The sequence below is a fragment of the Paenibacillus sp. J22R67 genome, from assembly GCF_059692175.1.
The window spans coordinates 12,915-33,313 of record NZ_JCAUAX010000027.1; the positions used below are offsets into that span (position 1 = coordinate 12,915).

Annotated in this window: 22 protein-coding genes and 3 pseudogenes; 4 read left to right on the forward strand and 21 right to left on the reverse strand. The window is 40.5% G+C overall.

Annotation, left to right across the window (positions count from 1 at the left end):
- Nucleotides 1–4 precede the first annotated feature (4 nt).
- From AC58VC_RS37680 to AC58VC_RS37690, 3 genes are all read right to left on the reverse strand, one after another.
- A complete protein-coding gene (locus AC58VC_RS37680) occupies nucleotides 5–172 on the reverse strand; it encodes a hypothetical protein (protein WP_497376598.1) in 168 nt (55 codons plus the stop codon).
- 543 nt (nucleotides 173–715) lie between these two features.
- Nucleotides 716–1,231 carry a GrpB family protein gene (locus AC58VC_RS37685; RefSeq protein ID WP_497376599.1) on the reverse strand — a complete coding sequence of 172 codons (516 nt, stop codon included), beginning with the start codon at nucleotides 1,229–1,231 and terminating at the stop codon, nucleotides 716–718.
- Between the two features lie 116 nt (nucleotides 1,232–1,347).
- On the reverse strand, nucleotides 1,348–1,824 hold the full coding sequence (locus AC58VC_RS37690) for a UPF0158 family protein (protein ID WP_497376600.1): 477 nt from the start codon (nucleotides 1,822–1,824) through the stop codon (nucleotides 1,348–1,350).
- 884 nt (nucleotides 1,825–2,708) lie between these two features.
- On the opposite strand from AC58VC_RS37690, the gene AC58VC_RS37695 reads away from it, so the two are divergent.
- On the forward strand, nucleotides 2,709–3,326 hold the full coding sequence (locus AC58VC_RS37695; RefSeq protein ID WP_497376602.1) for a DUF7010 family protein: 618 nt from the start codon (nucleotides 2,709–2,711) through the stop codon (nucleotides 3,324–3,326).
- Nucleotides 3,327–3,620: 294 nt separating this feature from the next.
- On the opposite strand, the gene AC58VC_RS37700 is transcribed toward AC58VC_RS37695, so the two are convergent.
- The 17 genes and pseudogenes from AC58VC_RS37700 to AC58VC_RS37780 all read right to left on the reverse strand — a co-directional run bounded on the left by AC58VC_RS37700 (nucleotide 3,621) and on the right by AC58VC_RS37780 (nucleotide 18,056).
- Nucleotides 3,621–3,998, reverse strand: coding sequence for a hypothetical protein (locus AC58VC_RS37700; protein ID WP_497376603.1), 378 nt, complete (start codon nucleotides 3,996–3,998; stop codon nucleotides 3,621–3,623).
- Between the two features lie 441 nt (nucleotides 3,999–4,439).
- The gene (locus tag AC58VC_RS37705; RefSeq protein WP_497376605.1) at nucleotides 4,440–4,703 is read right to left on the reverse strand and encodes a hypothetical protein; all 264 of its coding nucleotides are present in this window, start codon (nucleotides 4,701–4,703) and stop codon (nucleotides 4,440–4,442) included.
- A 465-nt stretch (nucleotides 4,704–5,168) separates the two neighbouring features.
- Nucleotides 5,169–5,630, reverse strand: a complete 462-nt coding sequence (locus AC58VC_RS37710; protein ID WP_497376606.1) for an NUDIX hydrolase — start codon at nucleotides 5,628–5,630, stop codon at nucleotides 5,169–5,171.
- A 188-nt stretch (nucleotides 5,631–5,818) separates the two neighbouring features.
- On the reverse strand, nucleotides 5,819–7,102 hold the full coding sequence (locus AC58VC_RS37715; RefSeq protein WP_497376607.1) for an alpha-helical endospore appendage domain-containing protein: 1,284 nt from the start codon (nucleotides 7,100–7,102) through the stop codon (nucleotides 5,819–5,821).
- Nucleotides 7,103–7,402: 300 nt separating this feature from the next.
- Nucleotides 7,403–7,870 carry a hypothetical protein gene (locus tag AC58VC_RS37720; RefSeq protein WP_497376608.1) on the reverse strand — a complete coding sequence of 156 codons (468 nt, stop codon included), beginning with the start codon at nucleotides 7,868–7,870 and terminating at the stop codon, nucleotides 7,403–7,405.
- Nucleotides 7,871–7,958: 88 nt separating this feature from the next.
- Complete coding sequence (locus AC58VC_RS37725) at nucleotides 7,959–8,819, reverse strand: hypothetical protein (protein ID WP_497376609.1); 861 nt, start codon at nucleotides 8,817–8,819, stop codon at nucleotides 7,959–7,961.
- Between the two features lie 185 nt (nucleotides 8,820–9,004).
- The gene (locus AC58VC_RS37730; protein ID WP_497376610.1) at nucleotides 9,005–9,517 is read right to left on the reverse strand and encodes a hypothetical protein; all 513 of its coding nucleotides are present in this window, start codon (nucleotides 9,515–9,517) and stop codon (nucleotides 9,005–9,007) included.
- Nucleotides 9,518–9,659: 142 nt separating this feature from the next.
- A complete protein-coding gene (locus AC58VC_RS37735; RefSeq protein WP_497376611.1) occupies nucleotides 9,660–9,980 on the reverse strand; it encodes a hypothetical protein in 321 nt (106 codons plus the stop codon).
- An 85-nt stretch (nucleotides 9,981–10,065) separates the two neighbouring features.
- Nucleotides 10,066–10,407, reverse strand: coding sequence for a hypothetical protein (locus tag AC58VC_RS37740; RefSeq protein ID WP_497376613.1), 342 nt, complete (start codon nucleotides 10,405–10,407; stop codon nucleotides 10,066–10,068).
- A gap of 111 nt (nucleotides 10,408–10,518) precedes the next feature.
- Entirely contained in the window at nucleotides 10,519–11,121 is a 603-nt protein-coding gene (locus AC58VC_RS37745) for a hypothetical protein (RefSeq protein WP_497376615.1), read from the reverse strand.
- A 189-nt stretch (nucleotides 11,122–11,310) separates the two neighbouring features.
- Nucleotides 11,311–11,982 carry a carboxylesterase family protein gene (locus tag AC58VC_RS37750; protein ID WP_497376617.1) on the reverse strand — a complete coding sequence of 224 codons (672 nt, stop codon included), beginning with the start codon at nucleotides 11,980–11,982 and terminating at the stop codon, nucleotides 11,311–11,313.
- Nucleotides 11,983–12,105: 123 nt separating this feature from the next.
- Nucleotides 12,106–12,582: a GNAT family N-acetyltransferase gene (locus tag AC58VC_RS37755; protein WP_497376618.1), complete on the reverse strand. Its 477-nt coding sequence runs from the start codon at nucleotides 12,580–12,582 to the stop codon at nucleotides 12,106–12,108.
- 372 nt (nucleotides 12,583–12,954) lie between these two features.
- Nucleotides 12,955–13,278: a 2'-5' RNA ligase family protein gene (locus AC58VC_RS37760; RefSeq protein WP_497376619.1), complete on the reverse strand. Its 324-nt coding sequence runs from the start codon at nucleotides 13,276–13,278 to the stop codon at nucleotides 12,955–12,957.
- 522 nt (nucleotides 13,279–13,800) lie between these two features.
- Nucleotides 13,801–15,087 (reverse strand): annotated as a pseudogene (locus AC58VC_RS37765) (IS110 family RNA-guided transposase).
- Nucleotides 15,088–15,304: 217 nt separating this feature from the next.
- The gene (locus AC58VC_RS37770; protein ID WP_497376621.1) at nucleotides 15,305–16,447 is read right to left on the reverse strand and encodes a serine hydrolase domain-containing protein; all 1,143 of its coding nucleotides are present in this window, start codon (nucleotides 16,445–16,447) and stop codon (nucleotides 15,305–15,307) included.
- 165 nt (nucleotides 16,448–16,612) lie between these two features.
- Nucleotides 16,613–17,254: pseudogene (locus AC58VC_RS37775) on the reverse strand (pentapeptide repeat-containing protein); the annotation flags it as partial.
- Between the two features lie 136 nt (nucleotides 17,255–17,390).
- Nucleotides 17,391–18,056 carry a TetR/AcrR family transcriptional regulator gene (locus AC58VC_RS37780; RefSeq protein ID WP_497376622.1) on the reverse strand — a complete coding sequence of 222 codons (666 nt, stop codon included), beginning with the start codon at nucleotides 18,054–18,056 and terminating at the stop codon, nucleotides 17,391–17,393.
- Nucleotides 18,057–18,176: 120 nt separating this feature from the next.
- Here AC58VC_RS37780 and AC58VC_RS37785 point away from each other — a divergent pair.
- The 3 genes and pseudogenes from AC58VC_RS37785 (at nucleotide 18,177) to AC58VC_RS37795 (ending at nucleotide 19,620) form a co-directional block, all read left to right on the forward strand.
- Nucleotides 18,177–18,559: pseudogene (locus AC58VC_RS37785) on the forward strand (VOC family protein).
- A gap of 547 nt (nucleotides 18,560–19,106) precedes the next feature.
- Complete coding sequence (locus tag AC58VC_RS37790) at nucleotides 19,107–19,301, forward strand: hypothetical protein (protein ID WP_497376623.1); 195 nt, start codon at nucleotides 19,107–19,109, stop codon at nucleotides 19,299–19,301.
- Nucleotides 19,302–19,371: 70 nt separating this feature from the next.
- A complete protein-coding gene (locus AC58VC_RS37795; protein ID WP_497376625.1) occupies nucleotides 19,372–19,620 on the forward strand; it encodes a hypothetical protein in 249 nt (82 codons plus the stop codon).
- A gap of 313 nt (nucleotides 19,621–19,933) precedes the next feature.
- Here the strand turns inward: AC58VC_RS37795 and AC58VC_RS37800 are convergent, their stop codons facing one another.
- Nucleotides 19,934–20,245, reverse strand: a complete 312-nt coding sequence (locus AC58VC_RS37800; protein WP_497376626.1) for an HIT family protein — start codon at nucleotides 20,243–20,245, stop codon at nucleotides 19,934–19,936.
- Nucleotides 20,246–20,399 lie beyond the last annotated feature (154 nt).

Below are 20,399 nucleotides of genomic sequence, written 5' to 3' on the forward strand. Positions count from 1 at the left end.
ATGTCTAATTTTCATTACTCAATCCTAATGTTGAGTATGAAACAGTACCTGGAAAAGGCCCTCCGGCATACTTTACAATCTTAAATGGAAGTTTTTGATCATTCTCATTCTTACTCCAACCATATTGAATGGTTCCCAGATGCTTTTCTAAAAATTCAGTATATTTATTCATTAGTCTTTCCTATTCCTTTCTCTTCGGTTACAAGATGGACATAGTTTTCCACCATTAGGTCCAGGTTTTGCTTCATCCCAATTTCTTTGTACTGTTGGTTTTCTAACCCCCCCACGATCCGTTACTAGCCCTCAAGGATTCTGATACTCAATAGAACTAACGTTTTTCCGTTAGCTCAACGCTCTTTATATTTATTGAGATACCAATCTTCGACTAAATTGTATATGCCCTCAATTTTCTTGTTAAAACTATCTTTATATTCTTCCTGAATGCTCCTTCCGTTGAATCCGTATTCATCATAACAATCAATCAATAAATCTCTCACATTCTCTAATTTATGGTTGTACAAGCACCTAATAAGTTTCTGTGTTAGATTATCATGTTCATTATCTGGAGCTCCGCCCCGGATTAAGCCAAGAGGGTCTAGTTTATTAATAATTACTCTTAGCTCCAGGAAATCCCTCACATACTCATCGGATAATTTCTTTTTTAAGTCCTTATCTATTTACCATCAACCTCCTAATAATTGTACCGTTGTTCCCATTAGTTGAATCCTAACTTCTCCATAATAATGTTTATAAATTCCGTTTTTTCATGAGAATAAGTAATTTTATCAGTTTGATGTTTTCTGGAAAGCGTCTCTTTTAATGTCTGATATTCATTCAATGCCTCATTGTCTTTTATTAAATAATCCCGGAATGCAAGTTGCTTTATCAGATAGTGATTACCCGTTTGGAACATGTGTATCTGATGAGTTCTTGGCTCCCCTTTGCTAAAGTAATACCTATCCGGCAGCATATCTGTTCCTTTATATTCATAACCAAGTCGTTTCAAACCCTGAACGCACTGTTTGCCGAGTTGATATTCATTCAGTTCGATTGCGATATCAATTATTGGCTTAGCCGATAAGTTCTTTACCGCTGTACTCCCAATATGGTGAACTGCTAGGACAAGTTCGTCGAGTTCAGATTTAATTTTTTCACTTTCATTCCTAAATTCAGTTACCCAATCATTTGTCCAAGGAATCAGATAAACTTCCCCTTTCGGTAGACCAAGCATCGCCTCATCCTCCTAAAAAATATTCATAATGATTATAACAGATATTGGAAGTAACCTCCGTTAACGTAATGAAGCCGCCGACATATACCCGACAGTCGAAACGACAAGATCCGTTCTTACTCCTGGATTTCTATATTGTGCTTCTTAGACCATTCAATTACTAATTGCCTTATCTTACTTTCTTTGTACTTGTACCATTGCTTATCAACGCCAAGTTCTATTATTCTATCTTTAAATCTTCGAAAAGCTCCTCTTCCCTGAATGGTGTCATACAGTTCTTCTCTATTTTTTTGATCCTTTTGACTAACAATAAAATCCTCTATGATTTCATATTCATCGAAGTTGTTTCTTAATGTAAAGTCCACATAAACCCCGTCTTCATCCTCAATTATGCTGATAGCTTTCTCTATATTTGCTCTTTGCCAGTCAGGATATTTTTCAAGTGGTTCTTCATCTTCTGCAGCTCTCATTTCTTCTCTCATTAATGTGATAACTTCGCCTGTATTAGTGTTTATAAAAGTAAAAGTATCATCAATTTGAAGCTCAATCTCACTAATTAGATCCTCCAACTTTACTGGTTTGTTATTCTTCAATTGATTTTGCCCCTTTCGATATATATAAACATCATATCCAAAAAACAAAGAAGCTACCTAACAGCAGCCTCAATCATTTAAGATGGATCATCCAAATTTCTTCATCAAACTATCGTTGCTCGTTAGCGCAATGAACCCTCTACTTCATACCTCGGTGTTCGCTTCCTTAACCATTTCAAGCAAGTACAAACAATGCTTTTCATCGGAATAATGATTTTGCGCATCCCACCACATTTCTTTAGGGTATTGCCATACTGGCATGTATTTTCTCTCTTCCGATTCTCACTCGTACCTTGGAAACACATGCGCATGCAAGAACGCATCCGTATTTCCATATATGGAGTAGTTAATCCTGCGAGGATTCAAAGCCTTATGAATCGCTTCGCCTAATATGCTCATATCTAAGAGGTATTCACTTTTTTGCTTATAGGAGAGCTCATTTAATGAGCCAACAATTCTCGAAGGCAATAACACACAGTAGCCCGGCAAGAAGTGAGTATCACCAATTACAGCAAACCCACTTCTCATCTCTGCAATTACCAACGGATTCACTCCGCGCATTGCAGAGCTAATTCTATCCTGTTTCCAATTTAAGTTAACAAATTAAAACCTCCCATTTATCTCAAGTGTTTTGTTATGGTATTCAATAATTTTTTCAACAATCCTGCCAGTTAGCATCCTGTCCTTTAGCTTAATGAAAAATGTGCAGTTGACGATGACAATCTGCTCCTGGTTCGTTAAACTATCGTTCTTTATCTATGCATCTAAAGGTTAATTATCTCCAGACCGAGACGTAAACATAGCATTTGTTAAAAAACTAGACATAAAAAGAAAATGGTGGTTTTATAAGAGTAACAAATTTGGATTATAGGAGTCTGTTTAATATGACTGATTTAGTAAAACTGCCGAAAGCTGCTGTCTTTGGAGCTGCAAATGGCGTAATGTTCATGACTATTTTTGGAGCGCTTTGGGCCTCTATTGGTATTATTGGTTCACGTGAATTTGGAGCTCCATGGTTACTTGTTCTTTCGGGTGTTGTGACATTAATCTTACTTATCGGAGCCATTTCGCTTTTTGGTAAGGCTCGTAACATCAACAATGCTGTTACACCGAAAGAGAGAAAAGATTGGAAAAGAATAAATCAGAAATTTGGTTTAATCTTTGGTCTAGAGGGTCTTGCGATCTTTATTGCGAGTGTGATTTGTAACATAATTAATCATTTTGAAGTCTTTTTTCCAATCATGGCTATCATTGTTGGTATTCATTTTTTTCCTTTAGCTCAACTGTTTCGAGAAAAGTTTTATTATGGTACAGGTGCAGTACTCTGTATTTTAGGCATCATTTCTTTATTTCTACCGATAAATGCTACTTTTGGTGATGTATCTCTGATAGTCACGTCTACTTTTATCGGTTTTGGCTCTGCATTGACGCTATGGGTGACAGGTTTGAGAATCTGGGTAACCTCACTCAAACAATTAAAACATAAAAACGTTCAACCTTAAGATGCATTATAAATCCGCGCCAAGCTCGACTATACGCCTGTCGCCGCCCTCTTTATCAGCTTGGCCTTGGTCCATGATGGAGCTTGCACCCATTCGAGGACAATTATTTGTCAACAGAATTATACGGGATATCCTGAATGAAATGCTTTAACATAGTATCAGCTTAATCACTTAACGAGGGTGCTTTTTTTCTTACCATAATAATTGAGTTAACTAGCTTAATCTGACCAATAGCTTAACGACAAAAGGAGCAGCTTTCGCGGCTCCTTCGAGATTATTCATATTTCGATAAAACTAACTTCTCTTAAGAATTTCCTCAATGACCTTAGAAAAAGCGAGTTCAGCAGTGCCACCCTTACCCTTAATTATACCTCCGTGAGTTTCATGTACATGAACTACATAACCATGCCCCAATTCCTTAGACTCTAAAGTAAAAGTAAAGCCGTTATCCGACAACCAATTCATTAAGTCGGATAAACTAGGAAGCCACGTACCTTCACAATATACAGATGAAGGTGCCAGTAAATCTCCTTGTGGTAGGATTCGACCTCCTATTATCCATTCTTCATTATTAAATTTGTAGAAATCGAACGGTGCTTTCTCACCAATATAATATGTTCTTTTAAAACCTAATTCTATTAACTTTAAAGCTGATATTTCAGATAAATACATTTTTCACCTGCTTTACTTTTATACTCAGGAGTATTCGTGCTGAACTCTAAAATATCCTTTCATCACTCTGTTCATGCACAAGATTTTTCCGTTAAACTCCCGTTACTTCAATAAAGTTAAATATCAGATTTTTTACGTTTGAAATACGATAAAGTTATAAATTGCTTAACACGATTGTTAAAATGTGCTAATATTGTTAATAAGGCGGTGGTTAATAAAATGCAACAAATCTCTGATTATCTTTTTATGGGTTCTATAATTCTGCTAATATTAACCTTGCTTTTCAAAGGAGTAGGCTCTAAGGGTTCTTCTAATTCTATGGGAAACATGGATTTAGCCATGCATGAAAACCATGGTAATGATTTGAAAAGTCAGGACTCGATTATCAAAAGTATATTTAAATCAGTTTTCATATGGATATCAATTTTAGGAATACTTGTTTCAATACTCTTGTCGAAAATATAAAAATATTGAACAAAAAAAGGCGCTATTCCCAATAATTTTGTTCCAGAATGAATCATTCTCTAGTAAACAATATTCAGCCTGTTTCTCCGTATCCCAATTACCATTCGTTTTTTCGTTGATTACTTTTACATATTCTTTTGCTTTGATAATAGCACTATTTTCAGTTAGGATGGGTTTTTGAATTTGATAAATTACAAATATGCTTAGAGCTATAAGCAACAATAAAGAAATCCTTTTCATAACTTATTTTCACCTCATACATACAAACGAAAATTGAATAATTTAGTTGCGTTAATCTGCCCGTTAGTTGAGAAAACGGCAGCCATTTATGCAGGCTGCCGTTCTTCGTTTGTATTGAGCTATCGTATCCCATTAGTTTAGATTTCCACTACCCATTAATTTCGGCAACGGAATTTAGTTTTAAAAAAACGATATTATCCACTTTATTATTAAAATGAAAACCGTAATCCCGATTAACTTAAATATGTAATCTCTCTACGAAAATTTGTCTTTGCTTAAATTCAATTTAAAAACTAGGAAGATTGCAACACCAAAAATAATTGAAAGTATCTCCTCCAGCAAATACCTCACCCCAAACTTATTAAACTAAAGTTTTGCGTTAGAGTTAAACAGTTTCCTTACAGCCCAAATATGTTACAGAGCTACCTATATTTTTATTTGACACCTTCACACCCATTCGTTAGGTTAATTTTTATGGTGCAATTTAGATTCAAAGTATTTTGCAAGATATATTGTATTTGCAGCGTTTAAATTTGGAAGATCGCCCACATCAAAAAAACGCACCTCGTGTGATTCGGTTGAATCGCTCACCAATTCTCCTCTGAAATCATTGCAAAGATACATTGCAGTTACTGAATAAAGTTCATCTCCATTTTTTAGTTTTAAATAAAGATCTGGACCAGAAAATAACTCCAACATGGTTAAATGGTTTAAAGTTAACCCAGTTTCCTCGTATACTTCCCTAGTTGCTGTTTCCTCTAATGATTCCCCTGGCTCCATAAGACCACCTGGTAACCCCCAATTACCGTCTTTGCGATGTTGTAAAAGAAATTGGTGATTATCATTTTGAATGATAACAACAGCACCAACTAAAATCAAAGGTCTTGTTCCAACTAATGAACGTAATTCTCGAATATATTCACTCATATAGTCACCCCTACTGGATTCAATATTAATATCGTTAGCAGACCGTCAGGTGAGCAAAAGGCTGCCGATCGTGCAGGCAGCCCCCCGTTGCTGTGTATTGAACAAACGTTCATCGATAGCTTAACGTTCATCTATGATTAGACTTGTTGGTTTGGAGTAAATTCATGCAAAAGACAGCTTCTAATAACTTACTGAATCTGAATAATCGAAACAGAACCATCAGTCGGATTAGCTGGGGCAGAGCCATTATAAAGAAAATCCACTGTAACAGCACTTGCAGTAGCGTCAGCTAAGAACGTACCAGATACACTCGCATTAGCATCTAAAGTCCCAGTATTTGCTTTACCTGAAAAATCACCTTTAAATACTAAATTAAGCCTTGGTGTAACAGTAATGTTTCCAGCTATTGAACTAGTTGCCCTGAAAATATATGAAACCATATAAATGTGCCCTGTTGCTAATAAAAAGGTTGTTGCTGTTGGATGCGAAATATTAGACCCATTAATAAATGAGGTTGCATATGAAATATCTGTTCCGTCTGCAATGGGTGATACACTAACTAGGAAGAGCCCGTTTTGTATTGTTGTAACTGCTCCGGTTGCTCCTGTTACTCCTATGGCCCCTGTTGCTCCAGTTGCTCCTGTTGCTCCTGTTGCTCCAGTTGCTCCTGTTACTCCTGTTGCCCCTGTTGCTCCTGTTGCTCCTGTTGCTCCTGTTACTCCTGTTGCTCCTGTTGCTCCTGTTGCTCCTGTTGCTCCTGTTACTCCAGTTACTCCTGTTACTCCTGTGGCCCCTGTTGCTCCTGTTGCTCCTGTTACTCCAGTTGCTCCTGTTGCTCCTGTTACTCCTGTTACTCCTGTTGCCCCTGTTACTCCTGTTACTCCTGTTACTCCTGTTACTCCTGTTACTCCTGTTGCCCCTGTTACTCCTGTTACTCCTGTTGCTCCTGTTGCTCCTGTTGCTCCTGTTACTCCTGTTGCTCCTGTTGCTCCTGTTACTCCTGTTACTCCTGTTGCTCCTGTTACTCCTGTTACTCCTGTTACTCCACTTGCTCCAGTTGCTCCTGTTGCTCCTGTTGCTCCTGCAATTCCCTGCGCCCCCGTTGGACCAGTAGGACCAACTGCTGGTCCGCCAGTAGGACCAGTAGGACCCGCAGGCCCTGTGGCTCCTACAGAGATAGGGGTCTCAAGAATACTTTCCAACTTGGATTGCAGAATGAATTCTTTCCTGGTTACCGCATTAATCGTACTTTTTACACTGTCATTTATTAATAATATATCACTGATTGTCGCCGGCGGTCCCGTCAATCCCGGCAATGTTCCAAGTACATACTGGAGTTTTTCACCTTCCGCATTGAGTATATGGCTTAATCCAAGTTCTTCCATGGCTATAGACGAAAGCAATAAATTGATCGCATCATCACGTGTGACAGAAATAGTAGGTGATATATTAGGTATATTTGCTTGTGACACAGTACATTAACCTCCTTTTTATGTATTTCTGTTTTAATTTATTCTTTTAATCTTTTTTGGTGAGCCATTTTAAGGGAAACGGCGTACACTACTTGACGTACCCCTTTCGTCTATGTGTCCGTTGAAAATAAAGTTTTAGACTGGAATCGTTCATTTATCGCGGCTTTCGAATTGACGAAGCGTCTGCTTTTGAAAATAAGTTTTAGACTATCCCATAAAAAAGAAACAGCGGCTGACCAAGACTTGAAAATAAAGTCTTAGACTGCCGCTGTTATCATTGAACTAACGTTCTCCGTTAGTTTAATCGTAGATCTTGCTAAGTTGGGAATAATATTGTGTTTCCTCGAATGTCATAATAGGGATATTTTCAAACCATTCAACATTTATTCCGATATTTTCGTATCCCAGAAGCAGCTCTTCCCTTGCAATTTTATCAATACCAATTTGCTTCCATGTGATAAACCCATCAACCTTTACTACATTTGCAACAATTTTTGCACACCATAAATCACAGTCGTCTGGGCACATCAATACTGGTAAGACGAATTCTTTACTAGTTGATTTGAACCTACCCTTAATAAATTCTTTCTCTTTTGGATTGTCAATCCAGTCAATAATTGTTGGGATCAAACCCTTAAAATGAGTTGAAGGGTGATAACTATGAAGCAATAAATCCAATGGAATACCATCTATAACGATTGTGTGATGCTCAATATCGCAGTATTCGCTCTTCATCGGAATAACTTCTATTTTATTAAAAAATATCACAACCCAACACCTCGATTTTTCAAAATACTATGCAATATTGTATAACGTTTACTCTACCAGCGATCTGCTCCCTGGTAACCCACTGGAGTTATAACTTTTCGAAAGAATTCACAAGATTCGTGGAGGTTACTGAATACCCCCATAATTTCTCAATCTGTTCAATGGCTACCTTTGTGCGCCACAACCCTTTTAACGTTTCAGCCGATTCATATGTTGTCGTGCAATCTCGAACGATATTTGTCATATATCCATAAGAATTCATGTTCCGAATGCCGTAAGTGCTGTTTATAATACACTCGTCCGTCTCGAATCCCATATAAAAAAGCACTCTAATGCCTCTACTCCGAAGAAGGCGGTGGAATTGTTCTTTAGAATAAATGAGCAGATCTCCATCTTTCGGGTCGACTTCATTTGGTATCTTGATTTGGTCGTAGACCTTGCCCTGCACATTCATCCAGGAGTCATTAAACACACTTTCCATGTGTCTGGATCTCCAAGTTTCCTGCCATTCGAATTCAGGAAATGCATTGCTCTTCTCTTCCATACTTTCCTCACATAAATTCTGAAGGTTAGCCAAACTATCCCGTTCTTCCTCTTTCGTCGATGTGAGCCACTGGGGGTAATGAGTCAAAAACTGAGGATGATTGCAATGGAATATTTGGATCCCATGCTGTCGCAGTAAACGTACTGCTGGGGTTATTTTGTTCAGAATGATCTCTTTCTTCCTATTTGCGTGAGAGATACCTCTCTCCGTGCTTAACTCAAAACCTAAGGAATCAATGATAGGGCCATCCTCCCACCCAAAGTTCCACAAGTCTACCAGGGCAATTCCAATTTCTTCACTTCGAAATGTGAATGGAGATGATGAACGTTTAAAGTTTGATTCCGTATATGGCACACCTGGACGTGGAGATCTTGGGGTGAAATCTAAGTCTATTGCAACTTCCATATAAAACACCTCCAGCATCGACTTTCGTCACAAAGATGGAAAATCCTTCAAAACCGATTTCTCTTTCTGTCAAGCGTGGAAAAGACAGCTGGTCATCAATGACCGGCTGCCGCGTTGTCTTTATTCAGCCCCTCCATGCCTTTTTTGAACTTTAGTTTTCCGTTAGTTGAACGACGTACTGAATATCAGTCTTCCAAATTGTACTCATCAAGGTCTTTTGCATCTTTTAAAAAATCCATAAAGCTTTTAACTAAGGATTGGTCTTTACTTATCATGAGAGTAAGTCCAGAATCCCAACAGACAATTTCTACTTCAGCTTTTGGATGTTGAACTGTGACTCCTGGTTTCCAAAACCCTGGGTTACCATCAGCAAACGGAATAACGCTCAAATTATTAATTTCAATCTTCTCCGACTTTCTAAACCCTGAGATTACACCCCAAATAAATTGGATTTTATTATTGCCAATTAAGTTTGTTAATTGCTCGCCTGAAATCCAGTATTTATTATCTCTATCCCAAGTCCCTTTATTTACTTGATATTCTCCGAAGTAGTTCAAAAAATCATCTGGTATCCAGTTTAGTTCTAAATCTGTTAATAACCAATTATAATCGTGTTGTCGATTTTGAAAAGCCTCGAATATAGGTCCAAGGTATGTATAGTATTGAATCTGTTTTGAGTCTTTTAGAATTGCATTCAAAAACGTTCACCCCTCATTGAATGTAGGATATTTAAATAATTCGCTAAGTGATTAAGCTATCCTCCCGTTACTTTAACGGAAACAGGGAGCAGCTGCCGCGGCAATCTGCTCCCTGTTTATTGTGCTAAAGTGTCCCGTTAGCTTAATCTTTTTTTGTGATTACAGAGTATTTTTCAAATGACAGTACGTCATCAATAACTTCACCATTGAAATTCTGTAAATAATAATATTGTGCAATAAGGTCTTCTTTATAAATTACGTTTAAAGTGGTTTGTATGAACTCGATTGGTGTGTCGAAATTACAATTGACAACCAGAGCAATCCGTTCTCTTGTTAATTCTATTGTTGAAATATCTTCGTTTCCGAATACTTCAAAATAATCTTCTGGTTCATCTGCTTTCCACGACTTTATCCAACCCCAAAACCCATCTATAGCTTCCTCAAACGGCTTCTTCTCAACCATGAATTTCTTTAATTCAGTTGTATCCAGCAATATCACTCCTTTTAGAACAATCGTTCTGCGTTAGTTGAACGCCTATTTAAAATATTCAACTGGATTTTTGAGTTCTGAATCGAACAAATTCAAAACTCATCAATAATGCTGCAGGGAATATAAACATAGGAATTATGAAAAGAAGCCCCATACTTCCCATGTTCGGCTCCCATAAGGAAAGAAGTGGTAAACTCAAAAGCAAAGTAATATACATGAAAATTACTTTTTTAGTAACTGATGAGATTATTGACAGTAAACAAACGGGAATCAAAATTGCTGGAAGCGGTCCTAAGTCTGACCCATTTTGAATCCTAATAACAATAAACAGCAATATTGTAATTGCTGAAGTGAAATATCCCAAATACGAAGCGACTTTTTTAATTTTCACCATACTCATCAATTCCACACCCCTTTTTAACAATAATCCCCATTTAAAAGACGAGTTAATACATATATTGGTTGATCAGATCTGCCGTTTAGCTGAATAAAATGTGCAATCTCGCTAAAATCATTCCACCCTAAAGACTATATAAGTACCCGTCTCACTGATCTTAAATGGCTTGCTATATTCTTTGAACACTAATTCAATTCCTGATATATCGTCAGATAGTGGAGGTGATACAACGTAATTATAAGATGAATGTCCTGAAGTGCTTCCACCATTAACCATTCGGCAGTCATAACGTTCTCCTAAATACAACTCAAAATGGCTGTGTTTGTGAGGATTTAATGGAAGCTCCGTTGTCATGTCCCAATCTATACTGAAAGTTATTACACTTGCATTACTGTATTGTCGTAGAGAGGTAAGCGTATAAAATAACTCACCTTTTTCAACGGATTTTAAGATTGGAATATGCTTTCTGAATCCAGATGGTTCAACCATTGGTTTGAAGTGTTCTTCATTTCTTAAAGTTCCAAATACGGCTTTCAAGAAATCTTCGTAAAGTTCAAAAGTAGTTGCCCAATTAGAGATATACTCAAATGGTGGGAAACCTGGATTATTATCTGATATATCCTTTCGTTGTCTTATCAAATCGCAAATTTGCTCATCAATATTACTAATTCGTTCATCATAATGGTCCGTTGGGCGTTCAAATGGCATCCGTTTCATCATTGTCCTCCTCATTGCGACTCATTTACTCAATATGTCTATCTAAACATTAACATATAATGGATATCCAGTGAAAATATTTCCCCCGTTAGTCTGCCTGTTACTTTAATGAAATCAGGGAGCAGCTGCCGCGGCAATCTGCTCCCTGTTTATTGTACTATCGTTCCCAGTTAGTTTAACGCTTTTCCCTCATAAAGGTAGTTCCACTCTACTTTTTTGTTCAAGTAGCCAAATATATAACTCTTGGTTGCTCAATGTTGTTCGCAATATATCATGTCCCAAATCAGGGTATATGGTAAGATTTACACTTCCTTGATGCTGTTCTACTGCGGTTACCATATCTGTCATCTGTTCTAATGGGACAATCTCATCTATGGCTCCATGAAAAGCCCAAATTGAAGTATTTTTAAGATGCTCTGCTTTAGAAATTTGTCCACCTGAACTCAATGGTACAATTGCAGCAAACGTTTTCGGATTATGGATAGCTAAATCCCAAACTCCATATCCTCCCATACTATACCCTATCAAATAAATACGTCTAGAATCTACGCGGTGAATAGTCATAAGCTCATCTACCAAAGCAGTAACTGCATCACGCTCCATGTTCCAATAAGACTCACTTGGACATTGGGGAACCGCAACTATAAAGGGTAGTGATAATTTACCTTCGTTAACTATTTCAAGCAGCCCATAACTAGATAGTTGGGATACGTCCTCCCCCCTCTTATCCATACCATGTAAAAAAATAATAAGTCCCCACTCACGAGTTGAATCATCATATCCCTCAGGATGAGAAATGAGATAATCTAGCTGTACTTTTTTGGTTATTTCGACATTCAGGGATCTAGGTTGTATTGTCATTCATATATTCCTCTCATTGGTCGTCATTTAGTTATGAAGGCTTCAGATGATGTTATTGAACAAACGGTTCGCCGTTAGCGGAATAGGCCTTCCCTTGAGCTCGCTTAGTGGTTTGACAGGAAATCAGAGTCGCAAAACAGTTATTGATTCGTTGTTAAAAACTTCACCGTTGTCACGGAAGCCGAAACTTTCATAAAGCTTTTTGGCAGCGACGTTATCGGATTTATAAGGAATCCAGCAGAAATGTGCTGGTCCTGCTGGAAAGGTGCGGATAAATTCCAATATTTTTTCCATGGCTTCCCGACCATAACCCTGGTTCTGGTATTGCTTGTCAATCATTAGTCGCATGATGCAATAGTTGTCTTCTGCGATTGACGGTTCATCGTATCCGGTGATTCCATAAGCCAACATAACAAACCCGATAGGCTGCTCATCTGCGTAAATGACAAATGGGAATGGATGTCCCCCATTGGTTACAAGGACATAGCAAGAAGCCACGCTGGACAGATTTGACGCAACAAAGTGTCGTTGGTCCTCTGAAACTTCCATGTTAAACATGGCACGCCGGTTTTCCAGAGTAATTTTTCTGAGCGTAATCATGCAGGACTCCCCCTTATTACCTTTATTGTAATTCCTACATTTCTGCAAACAACTGGCATATGGAATTTAAGATATCTACTTCTGTAGAAATAAATATTGCTGAGGCGATGCAAGCTCCTCAACTGTCGTTTTCCGAGGGAGTTCAATGACTTCACGTTTCGATTATCTTGCAAGTTGAATGTCCTCAAATGGCTCATACTTATTAGGTTTAGATTCTTTATATATTCGAACATAATTTACCTTAAATGTTGGAAAAGGAGCCAACACGTCTCTTGCAGCATTTTTCATTTCTTCGATTTCCTTATCAACCATTCCCCAATGCGTCTGGCCCAAAGTCAAATGAGGATGGTAACGATCTAATTCTAGATACCGCTAAATAAGATCCAGACTTGGCGACACCGATTCAACTAAACGATTGTGCAAATCATATATTTTATTTGTTTCAACACTAAGAAAGGTTACTGCTGTTCCGAATGTTGCTGGCTCTGACAATGTTAACTTGAAGCTTTGAAACAATGAACATGTTAATCTTACATTTTCAAGCCATCTCATATCTTCAGTAAGTCCACCTTGGGCTTTAACTGTGATGTGAGGTTCTACAACATCTCGAAGGCGATTGCTAGCCCATTGATTCCGATAGGAGGAGATTTGTTCTTTGTAATTGTCAGGTGGAACGATACCAATAAAATATTGCAACTTGACGCCCTCCTTAAAACACTTTAATGGTCATCTTATTCTTCAATATATTCCCATTATCCTGCTCGTTACTTCCTACGGACAACGACAGCCGATCGTGTACCGGCTGCCGTCATGTCGTGATTGAACTATAGTTCTTCGTCCCTCAGTATTAAGGATTTATCTAACGAATACTCATTCATTCGTAGGATTTCATCACTTTGAAATATAGTAATCTTAAGAATACTAAGCTGTTGCGACCGTACTTTACCCTTTTAAGGCATGCGGGAACAGAAGAAACATTGAAACATTTCTCCAATTAAATAATCTACTGCACGCATACTCCACAATCCCCTGGAGATTGACCATCCCAAGGCTCTACGGATCGCCGCCCTTACATTCCTTCGTTACACCTATCCAAGGTGTGGAGACCGATAGCGTTTAGCGGATGGGTCTGTGCCCTTTTGAAGAACGAACTCGGTCCTCCGTGCTTTCTTTGTTTGAAGTCCTGCGAATGAATCAATTTACGTTAGTCCAAAGATATTAGGCAGCCTGAGTATACGGAAGCACCGTTTTTTCAGGAATAAACGACTCCTCGGAATGCACCATGCCTACTAAGATTCGTGCTAGTTTTCCAAGCAATTTAAATATTGACTTCTGCTTACTCATATGTTTAATTTACACATTATTCTCATGTAATTGCTTAAATATTGGGTTTGTTCCCACTAGTGTTAAGGTAGCCAGATACAAATATTTTCGAAGTGTGGAATCTCCCCGTTTGGAGAGTATGATCTGACCCTTACGCTTTCCTGACATGCTTTCTGCCAAATTTAAACCGGCTTTCCGTAACAACTGGCGACCATGAGCGTACTGCTTCAAATCACCCGCGCTAGACAGAATCGCTGCAATATAGATTGTACCCAAACCTTTAACGGAGCGAAGTTGACTAGCAATTGGGATCTCACCAAGTAGACCTGCGATTTCTTGTGCTATTTCGTTCAATATACCATCAATGCGTTCGAATTCTCCTAGTTAGCGATGCAAATCCTGTTTGGCCTCATTCAGCGCTACAGTTTCTCCCACGCTTTGAACGGCTTTAGAGAGTAGTTCAGCTGCCTTTTGGATACCCGTGGAGCCGCCAGCTCGTTTCATATATTGTCGCTATCCTGTAATTACTTCTGATGTGGATTGACCTTTTAAATCCAACGGAGACGGGAACTCTTTGAGTGTAGCTATGGATCGTGGACAGGTCCAATCTTTAAACACCGAAGCATATTCAGGGAAGCGTATATCCAGCCAGCGGATGATCCGATTCTGCATCCGAACACTATTTGTCACCCAAAATTCCCGATCATTCATTAGGGTCCGTAACCTTTGAAAATGAGTTGCTTGACGAATGTATTCATAATAATAGCCACGGCTAACAACATCTGCAATAACAAGAGCATCCTTCGGGTCACTCTTAGAAGGACAATTATCTCGGTTCTCCTTGTTGCGCTTCGTCGTTGCAGGATTCACTAAAACGACGTTTAAGTCTTTCTGGGCAAGCCAGTTAGCCAAACTGTACCAGTAGTGTCCTGTCGGCTCCATACCTATTATGATGTTCTTTAGTCGGTGTTTTTGTTGTAAGCCTTCCATCCAACGAAGTAATTTCTCAAATCCCTGAATAGTGTTCTTAAATGAAAGATGCTGGTTAGTAAGAACAATACCGCGATAATTTGTAGCTTGAGCTACTTGAGTTTCCTTAGCCATATCTATACCCACAACAAGATGCGAAGTGGTAATTCGTTCAATACGTTGATTTTGTCCGTCTGATTGCTTAAACTTCATAATAAGAGCGCCTCCTTGATGGTGTGGGTATTTACCCGTCGACAAACCCATCATACCGAGGCGCTTCTTTTTTGACAAAGCCCATTTCTTAGGCTATACAGGAATGTTTAGAATGCCTCTATTAGGTTTTGATAAACGATATAACTTTCTTCATCAAAGCAAACGAAGAATTTCCTCCAGCATTCTGTAATTATAAGATTTGACGTGGCCACGGTGCTCAGTCCTGATTACTGGCCAGGTCGGCCGCGTCGGCCGACTCGGCATGCCCGCCCCCGAACACCTCATTGACGAGCCTCTGCAGCGCCTTCTGGAACGCCACTGCCAGGGACATTGCGACGTCGTCAACATAGTTAATTGAGGCGGTCAGGGTCTTGCTGCCGTCGGGCGTGCTGTACATCAGTGCCGCGTAGCCCGAAATACCGCCGTTATGGGTGATGATGATACCGTCGCCGTTTGGACCGACATCCTGCAGGAACACCCCCAAGCCATAGCCGATTTTGGGATGCGGCTTGCACATCTCGGCCAGTAGCGGAGCCGAGAGGAGCTTGCCGCCCATCAGCGCGGAGATGAACGTATGGAGATCCTGGGTGGTCGAAATCATGTCACCTCCGGTGGAAATCCAGGAGGGGTTCTGGCAGGTGATGTCAACCGTCTTTTGCTCGCCGGCATCCTCGTATTGGTAGTAGGCGTGGGCGTGCGGTTCGGGGATCTCCGACTGCGTATCTGGTACCACGGTACCCGACAGCCCAAGCGGCCCCAGAATCAAACGCTTCATCTCCTCGGCGAGCGAGCAGCCGGTAACCTTCTCGATTAGCAGCCTGGCCAGCACGTAGTTGGTGTTGGAATAGCTCCAGTCCGTTCCCGGATCGAATCGTAACGGCCTGGACATTGCGAGCCGTACCAGTTCCTCCGGCCGGTAGGTCTTGAATCGATTTTCTACCCACTCCTGGCCCTGCCAGAGGATCCCGGGTACGACCGTTCCATCTTCGTAGTACTCGCCGGTGAAGTTGAACACCCCGCTGGTGTGTTGCAGCAACATCCGCACCGTGATCCGCCGGTCCAGCCCGAACTCGGGCAGGTAGTCTACCACCGAATCGTCAAGCCCGATCCTGCCCTCGGCGACCAATTGCAGCACCACGGTCGCGGTGAAGGTCTTGGTGTTGCTGCCTATCCGGAAGTGTCCATTTGTAGGCGGCTTCGCGTCTTCGCCCAGCCTGCTAACCCCGGCGCTACCGACCCACTCGCCCTTCTCATCGTGCACGCGCAACTGCATCCCTAGGAAACCCGAATCGACTATCTCCTCGATGGCCTTTTGCAGCTCTGGGCGATCCTGCCCATCAGTGAATTTTCTTTTCTTCATATTTTCTGACGAACTAGTTATCTTTTCCATTACGTTTCCCTCGCTTTATTTTTGTTTTAAACTATCCTCTATCAAAGAATCCGCTTCTGTTCTTTCACTATAGGCTCCGAAACGTCACTTCAGCACTTGGAGCTAATGGTCTTGGTTTGCATCGGATCCCCTCCTTCAAATGATTGTGACTTTTGACAAATTGGCATCCATGCCTTTGAGAGCAGCAAAGGTCAATTTATCCATCGTTGCGCCGTCAAAGCAGATGGTTTTAATCATGCGATAGTACTTTTTAGTCACAGTAAAGCCCGGGTGGAAAGAAACATTCTTAAAGGTAGCGCCCTTGAACGAAACGTCGGTTAACGCGGTTTTCTCGAACCTAACGCCGACAAACGTCTGTCCGTCCAAACATTTTCCGCTTAAATCAGCGTCCTTGAAGTCAACCCCATCAAATAAGCAATCTTCAAAAGTCGTTTTTCTAAGATCGGTTCTCGATAACGTGACGTCCGTCATTCTTACTCCTCGGAATTTGGCTCCTTCCAGCACGGAACTGGCGAAATTAGTTCGTACAAGGATCGTCTGATTAAAGCTTGCATTAGTCAGGTCAAGCGCTGTTAGTCTGCAGTCCGTCAGATTCGCGCCGTCATAACGGCTTCCGCGCATCTCGCTGCTCTTGAACGTGCTGCCGATCAAATTAGCAACCGAAAAGTCGGAGCCGGAGAGCGCGCTGCCTTTAAACTGTCCTTTAGGGGCCGTAACGCCCGCAAAATCGCTTTTTACCAGGTTGCCTCCGCTAAAGTTTGTCACTACATTCCGTTCTTTCATTGTCAATTTTTGATTCATATCATCGACATCTCCTTAGAATTGTTTTTTAGTTTTGAACTCTGGTTAGTTATACATACCAACCGATGGTATGTATAAATGTAAAGATAAGCTGCCCTTAGGCAGTTTACTTCTACTTCTCTATGCTTACTTCTTTGGCTGACATACGGAACAATTCCTCATATCTTTGAAGCATTCGCTCATCAAACAGGTCAAGTCCCAGGCCTTTCAAGATTTCATCGAATAGCTTTACCTTGTTCAACATCATCTCGGGCGAAGCCGGGATAACCGACGGGTTAAGCCATAGATTGGTGAGAACGAGCAACACTTCGCTAAGCTCCTTTGGATACTCGGTTCTGATCGAGCCGTCTCGTACGCCTTGTTCGATGATGGGCTGGATATAGACGGGGATCGCTTTTTCAATCATATGCTCGATCTGGGCTGCCAGCAGCTTCGGATTGCGCAAAAGGTTTGGTGCCACAGCTGCCATTTCGTTCTGGGCGGGATTGCTGAGCGAGACGCTGGAAATCTTGCGAAGCTTCTCCAGACCGTTCAGCTCCTTGTCGTCCCGGACGCTGGACAACATCCCGTCAACATCTTTGAACAGATGATCGATAACGGCCTGCATGATCTCTTCCTTCGACTTGAAGTGATGATAGATGGCCCCTTTTGTCAGCCCCCCCAGCCCGTTGATGATATCCTGAATCGAGGTTTGCTCGTATCCTTTTTGAATAAAGAGATCAAGCGCCACGGTTAGGATTTGGTTGGTCGTTTCCTCCGGATATTTATTTCTTGCCATTTGCTCTCTCCTTACATACATTCGGTTGGTATGTAAATAATATATGCCACTTCCCTTTAATTGTCAACACCTTGAGTCAAATTAATTTTCATTAGGGAGGAAGATCCATAAAATGTACGCATCATAACCGACGATGTTGGTCGTCTCGTCGAGTTTTATGAGTAAGTTCTGGGTATTTCGGCGGAACGCCTAGCGCCAGTCTTTGCCTAACTCGTTTTGCCATCGTGTACCCTGGCGATCAGCCACTCCCAGACGGTGCAAATGTTCGGCGCTGGTTCAGCAGTGGCGGCCGACAATCACACTGTCATCATCGAGTTCCACGTCCATGATGTCGATGCTGAGTACGAGCGCTTGAAGTCGTTTGTTGATGAGGGGTAAAGGAACCAACCACTATGCCTTGGGGGAACCGCGCTGTGTTGTTTCGCGATCCCGACGGCAATCTGGTTAACCTCTTCACGCCGGTGACCGAGGAAGCGATCAGACGGTTCAGCGATAGACGTTGACGGATAGCTGAAGTGATTTACTGACCGCTCCATAAATAGAAGGAGACCATAGTAACGAGCTATGGTCTCTTCATTTTATCTAGGTTCTTCATCTTTTTTTGAGAAATACGTGCTGTTGAACGCTATCGTTCTTACGTTAGCGCAATAAGCACTTTGAGGTGGTCGCTTAACTGATTCACTTATTTTGTTTGGTCCTTTTCACTTTGATTCTCATCAGGTATTTTCATGAAGTCTTCTACATGACGTCTCATAAAACCATCATACGAAGGTTCAATATGTGAATTATTATGTTTTGTTGAGACTGACCAAGCAAGTCCAGCTGCTAAAACTATAAGGAGAATAATAACAACAGTGACCCAGAACCTCATAATAACCACCTTAGAAATTAAATTCACCTCTTATACAATTCTAGATTGTTACTACACTAACCCGTTACTTAATTCGGTTGCAAACGCACGAGCAGCCCTGCATTGTTTCTTTTTCTATTCCTGCTTTATATTGTTATAATTAGAAAGGGAAAACAATTAGAAATAAGGAGGACATAATGATGGCTTGGTCTGAACTGAAAATGATACCAAACGAATACAATGATGAAATTAAGGCAATTGACGAATCCCTTATCAGACTGCTAACTGAACGCAAAGCATTATCTAATGGTAGGCAGCTCATCCCTTCTAGAGAACTTGTACAAAAATGGTCAATCCAATATGGTCTAGACACCACAAATCAATTGGTTGCTTAACAGTCTTAATTCAAGTAACACCCCAATTATGCTTAACGAATCCGGAGAACTTTTGAACGTCCTACCTATTATGAAGAAAACCATAATTGATGGTTTTGAGTATTCCCTGAAACATTGCATGCAACATGAAAACAGCAGCATTGTATTTGTTGAAATAAAGCAACTTCAAAGCGATGTAAACACTGGTTACATCCGCCCCCAACTGCTGCTTGATATTAGTGGCAGTCAACAATACTACGTTCATAGGAATGGTTCTCATGGCGGTGGTGGGCGTACTCAAATAACCTTTTTAATTAATCCGCGTTACCTGACAATATGAATGAAGTCCGTTTCGCTTTGATCCCTTATGCCCCACCAATGGACAGTCCACCGAAAGAAGTTATCTTGGATCAAGATGTTCAATTTGATTAAGCTATCTAAATAAACCGATGTAAAACCCAAGCAGTCCATAACGCCTGCTTGGGTTTTCTTTATGAAGCTATCGTACTCTGAGGGAGTTTAATCTTTAACGGCTGTTATTTTTTAATATCCCTATTGATAACGATGGTTTCTCCACGCTTATTCAACTATAGTTACCCGTTAGCACAATGTACCGTCAACTTCATTCCTCGGTGTATGCTTCCTTAACCATTTCAAGCAAGTGCGAACGAATTTCTGCCCTTAGCTCCCCATGCATATATGGAGTAGTTAATTCTGCGAGGGTTTAAAGCCTTTTGAATCGCCTCACCTAATATGCTCATATCTAATAGGTATTCACTTCTTTGCTTATACGAGAGTTGATCTAACGAGCAAACATTCTGCGAAGGCAACAACACACAATATCCTGGCAAAAACTGAGTGTCACCAATTACAGCAAACCCGCTTTTCAACTCTGTAATTACCAACGGATTCTCTCCGCGCATGGCGGAGCCAATTCTATCTTGTTTCCAATTTAAGTTGGACATTTTTTAACCTCCAATTTTCGCAAGTGTGACGTTGAACTAACGTTATCCGTTAGCTCAACGGACAACGGCAGCCAATCATATACGACTGCCGTCATGCGGGATTGAACTATAGTTCGCCATTAGTTGAAAGAAGGTTCGGTTAGATTTAATTCTT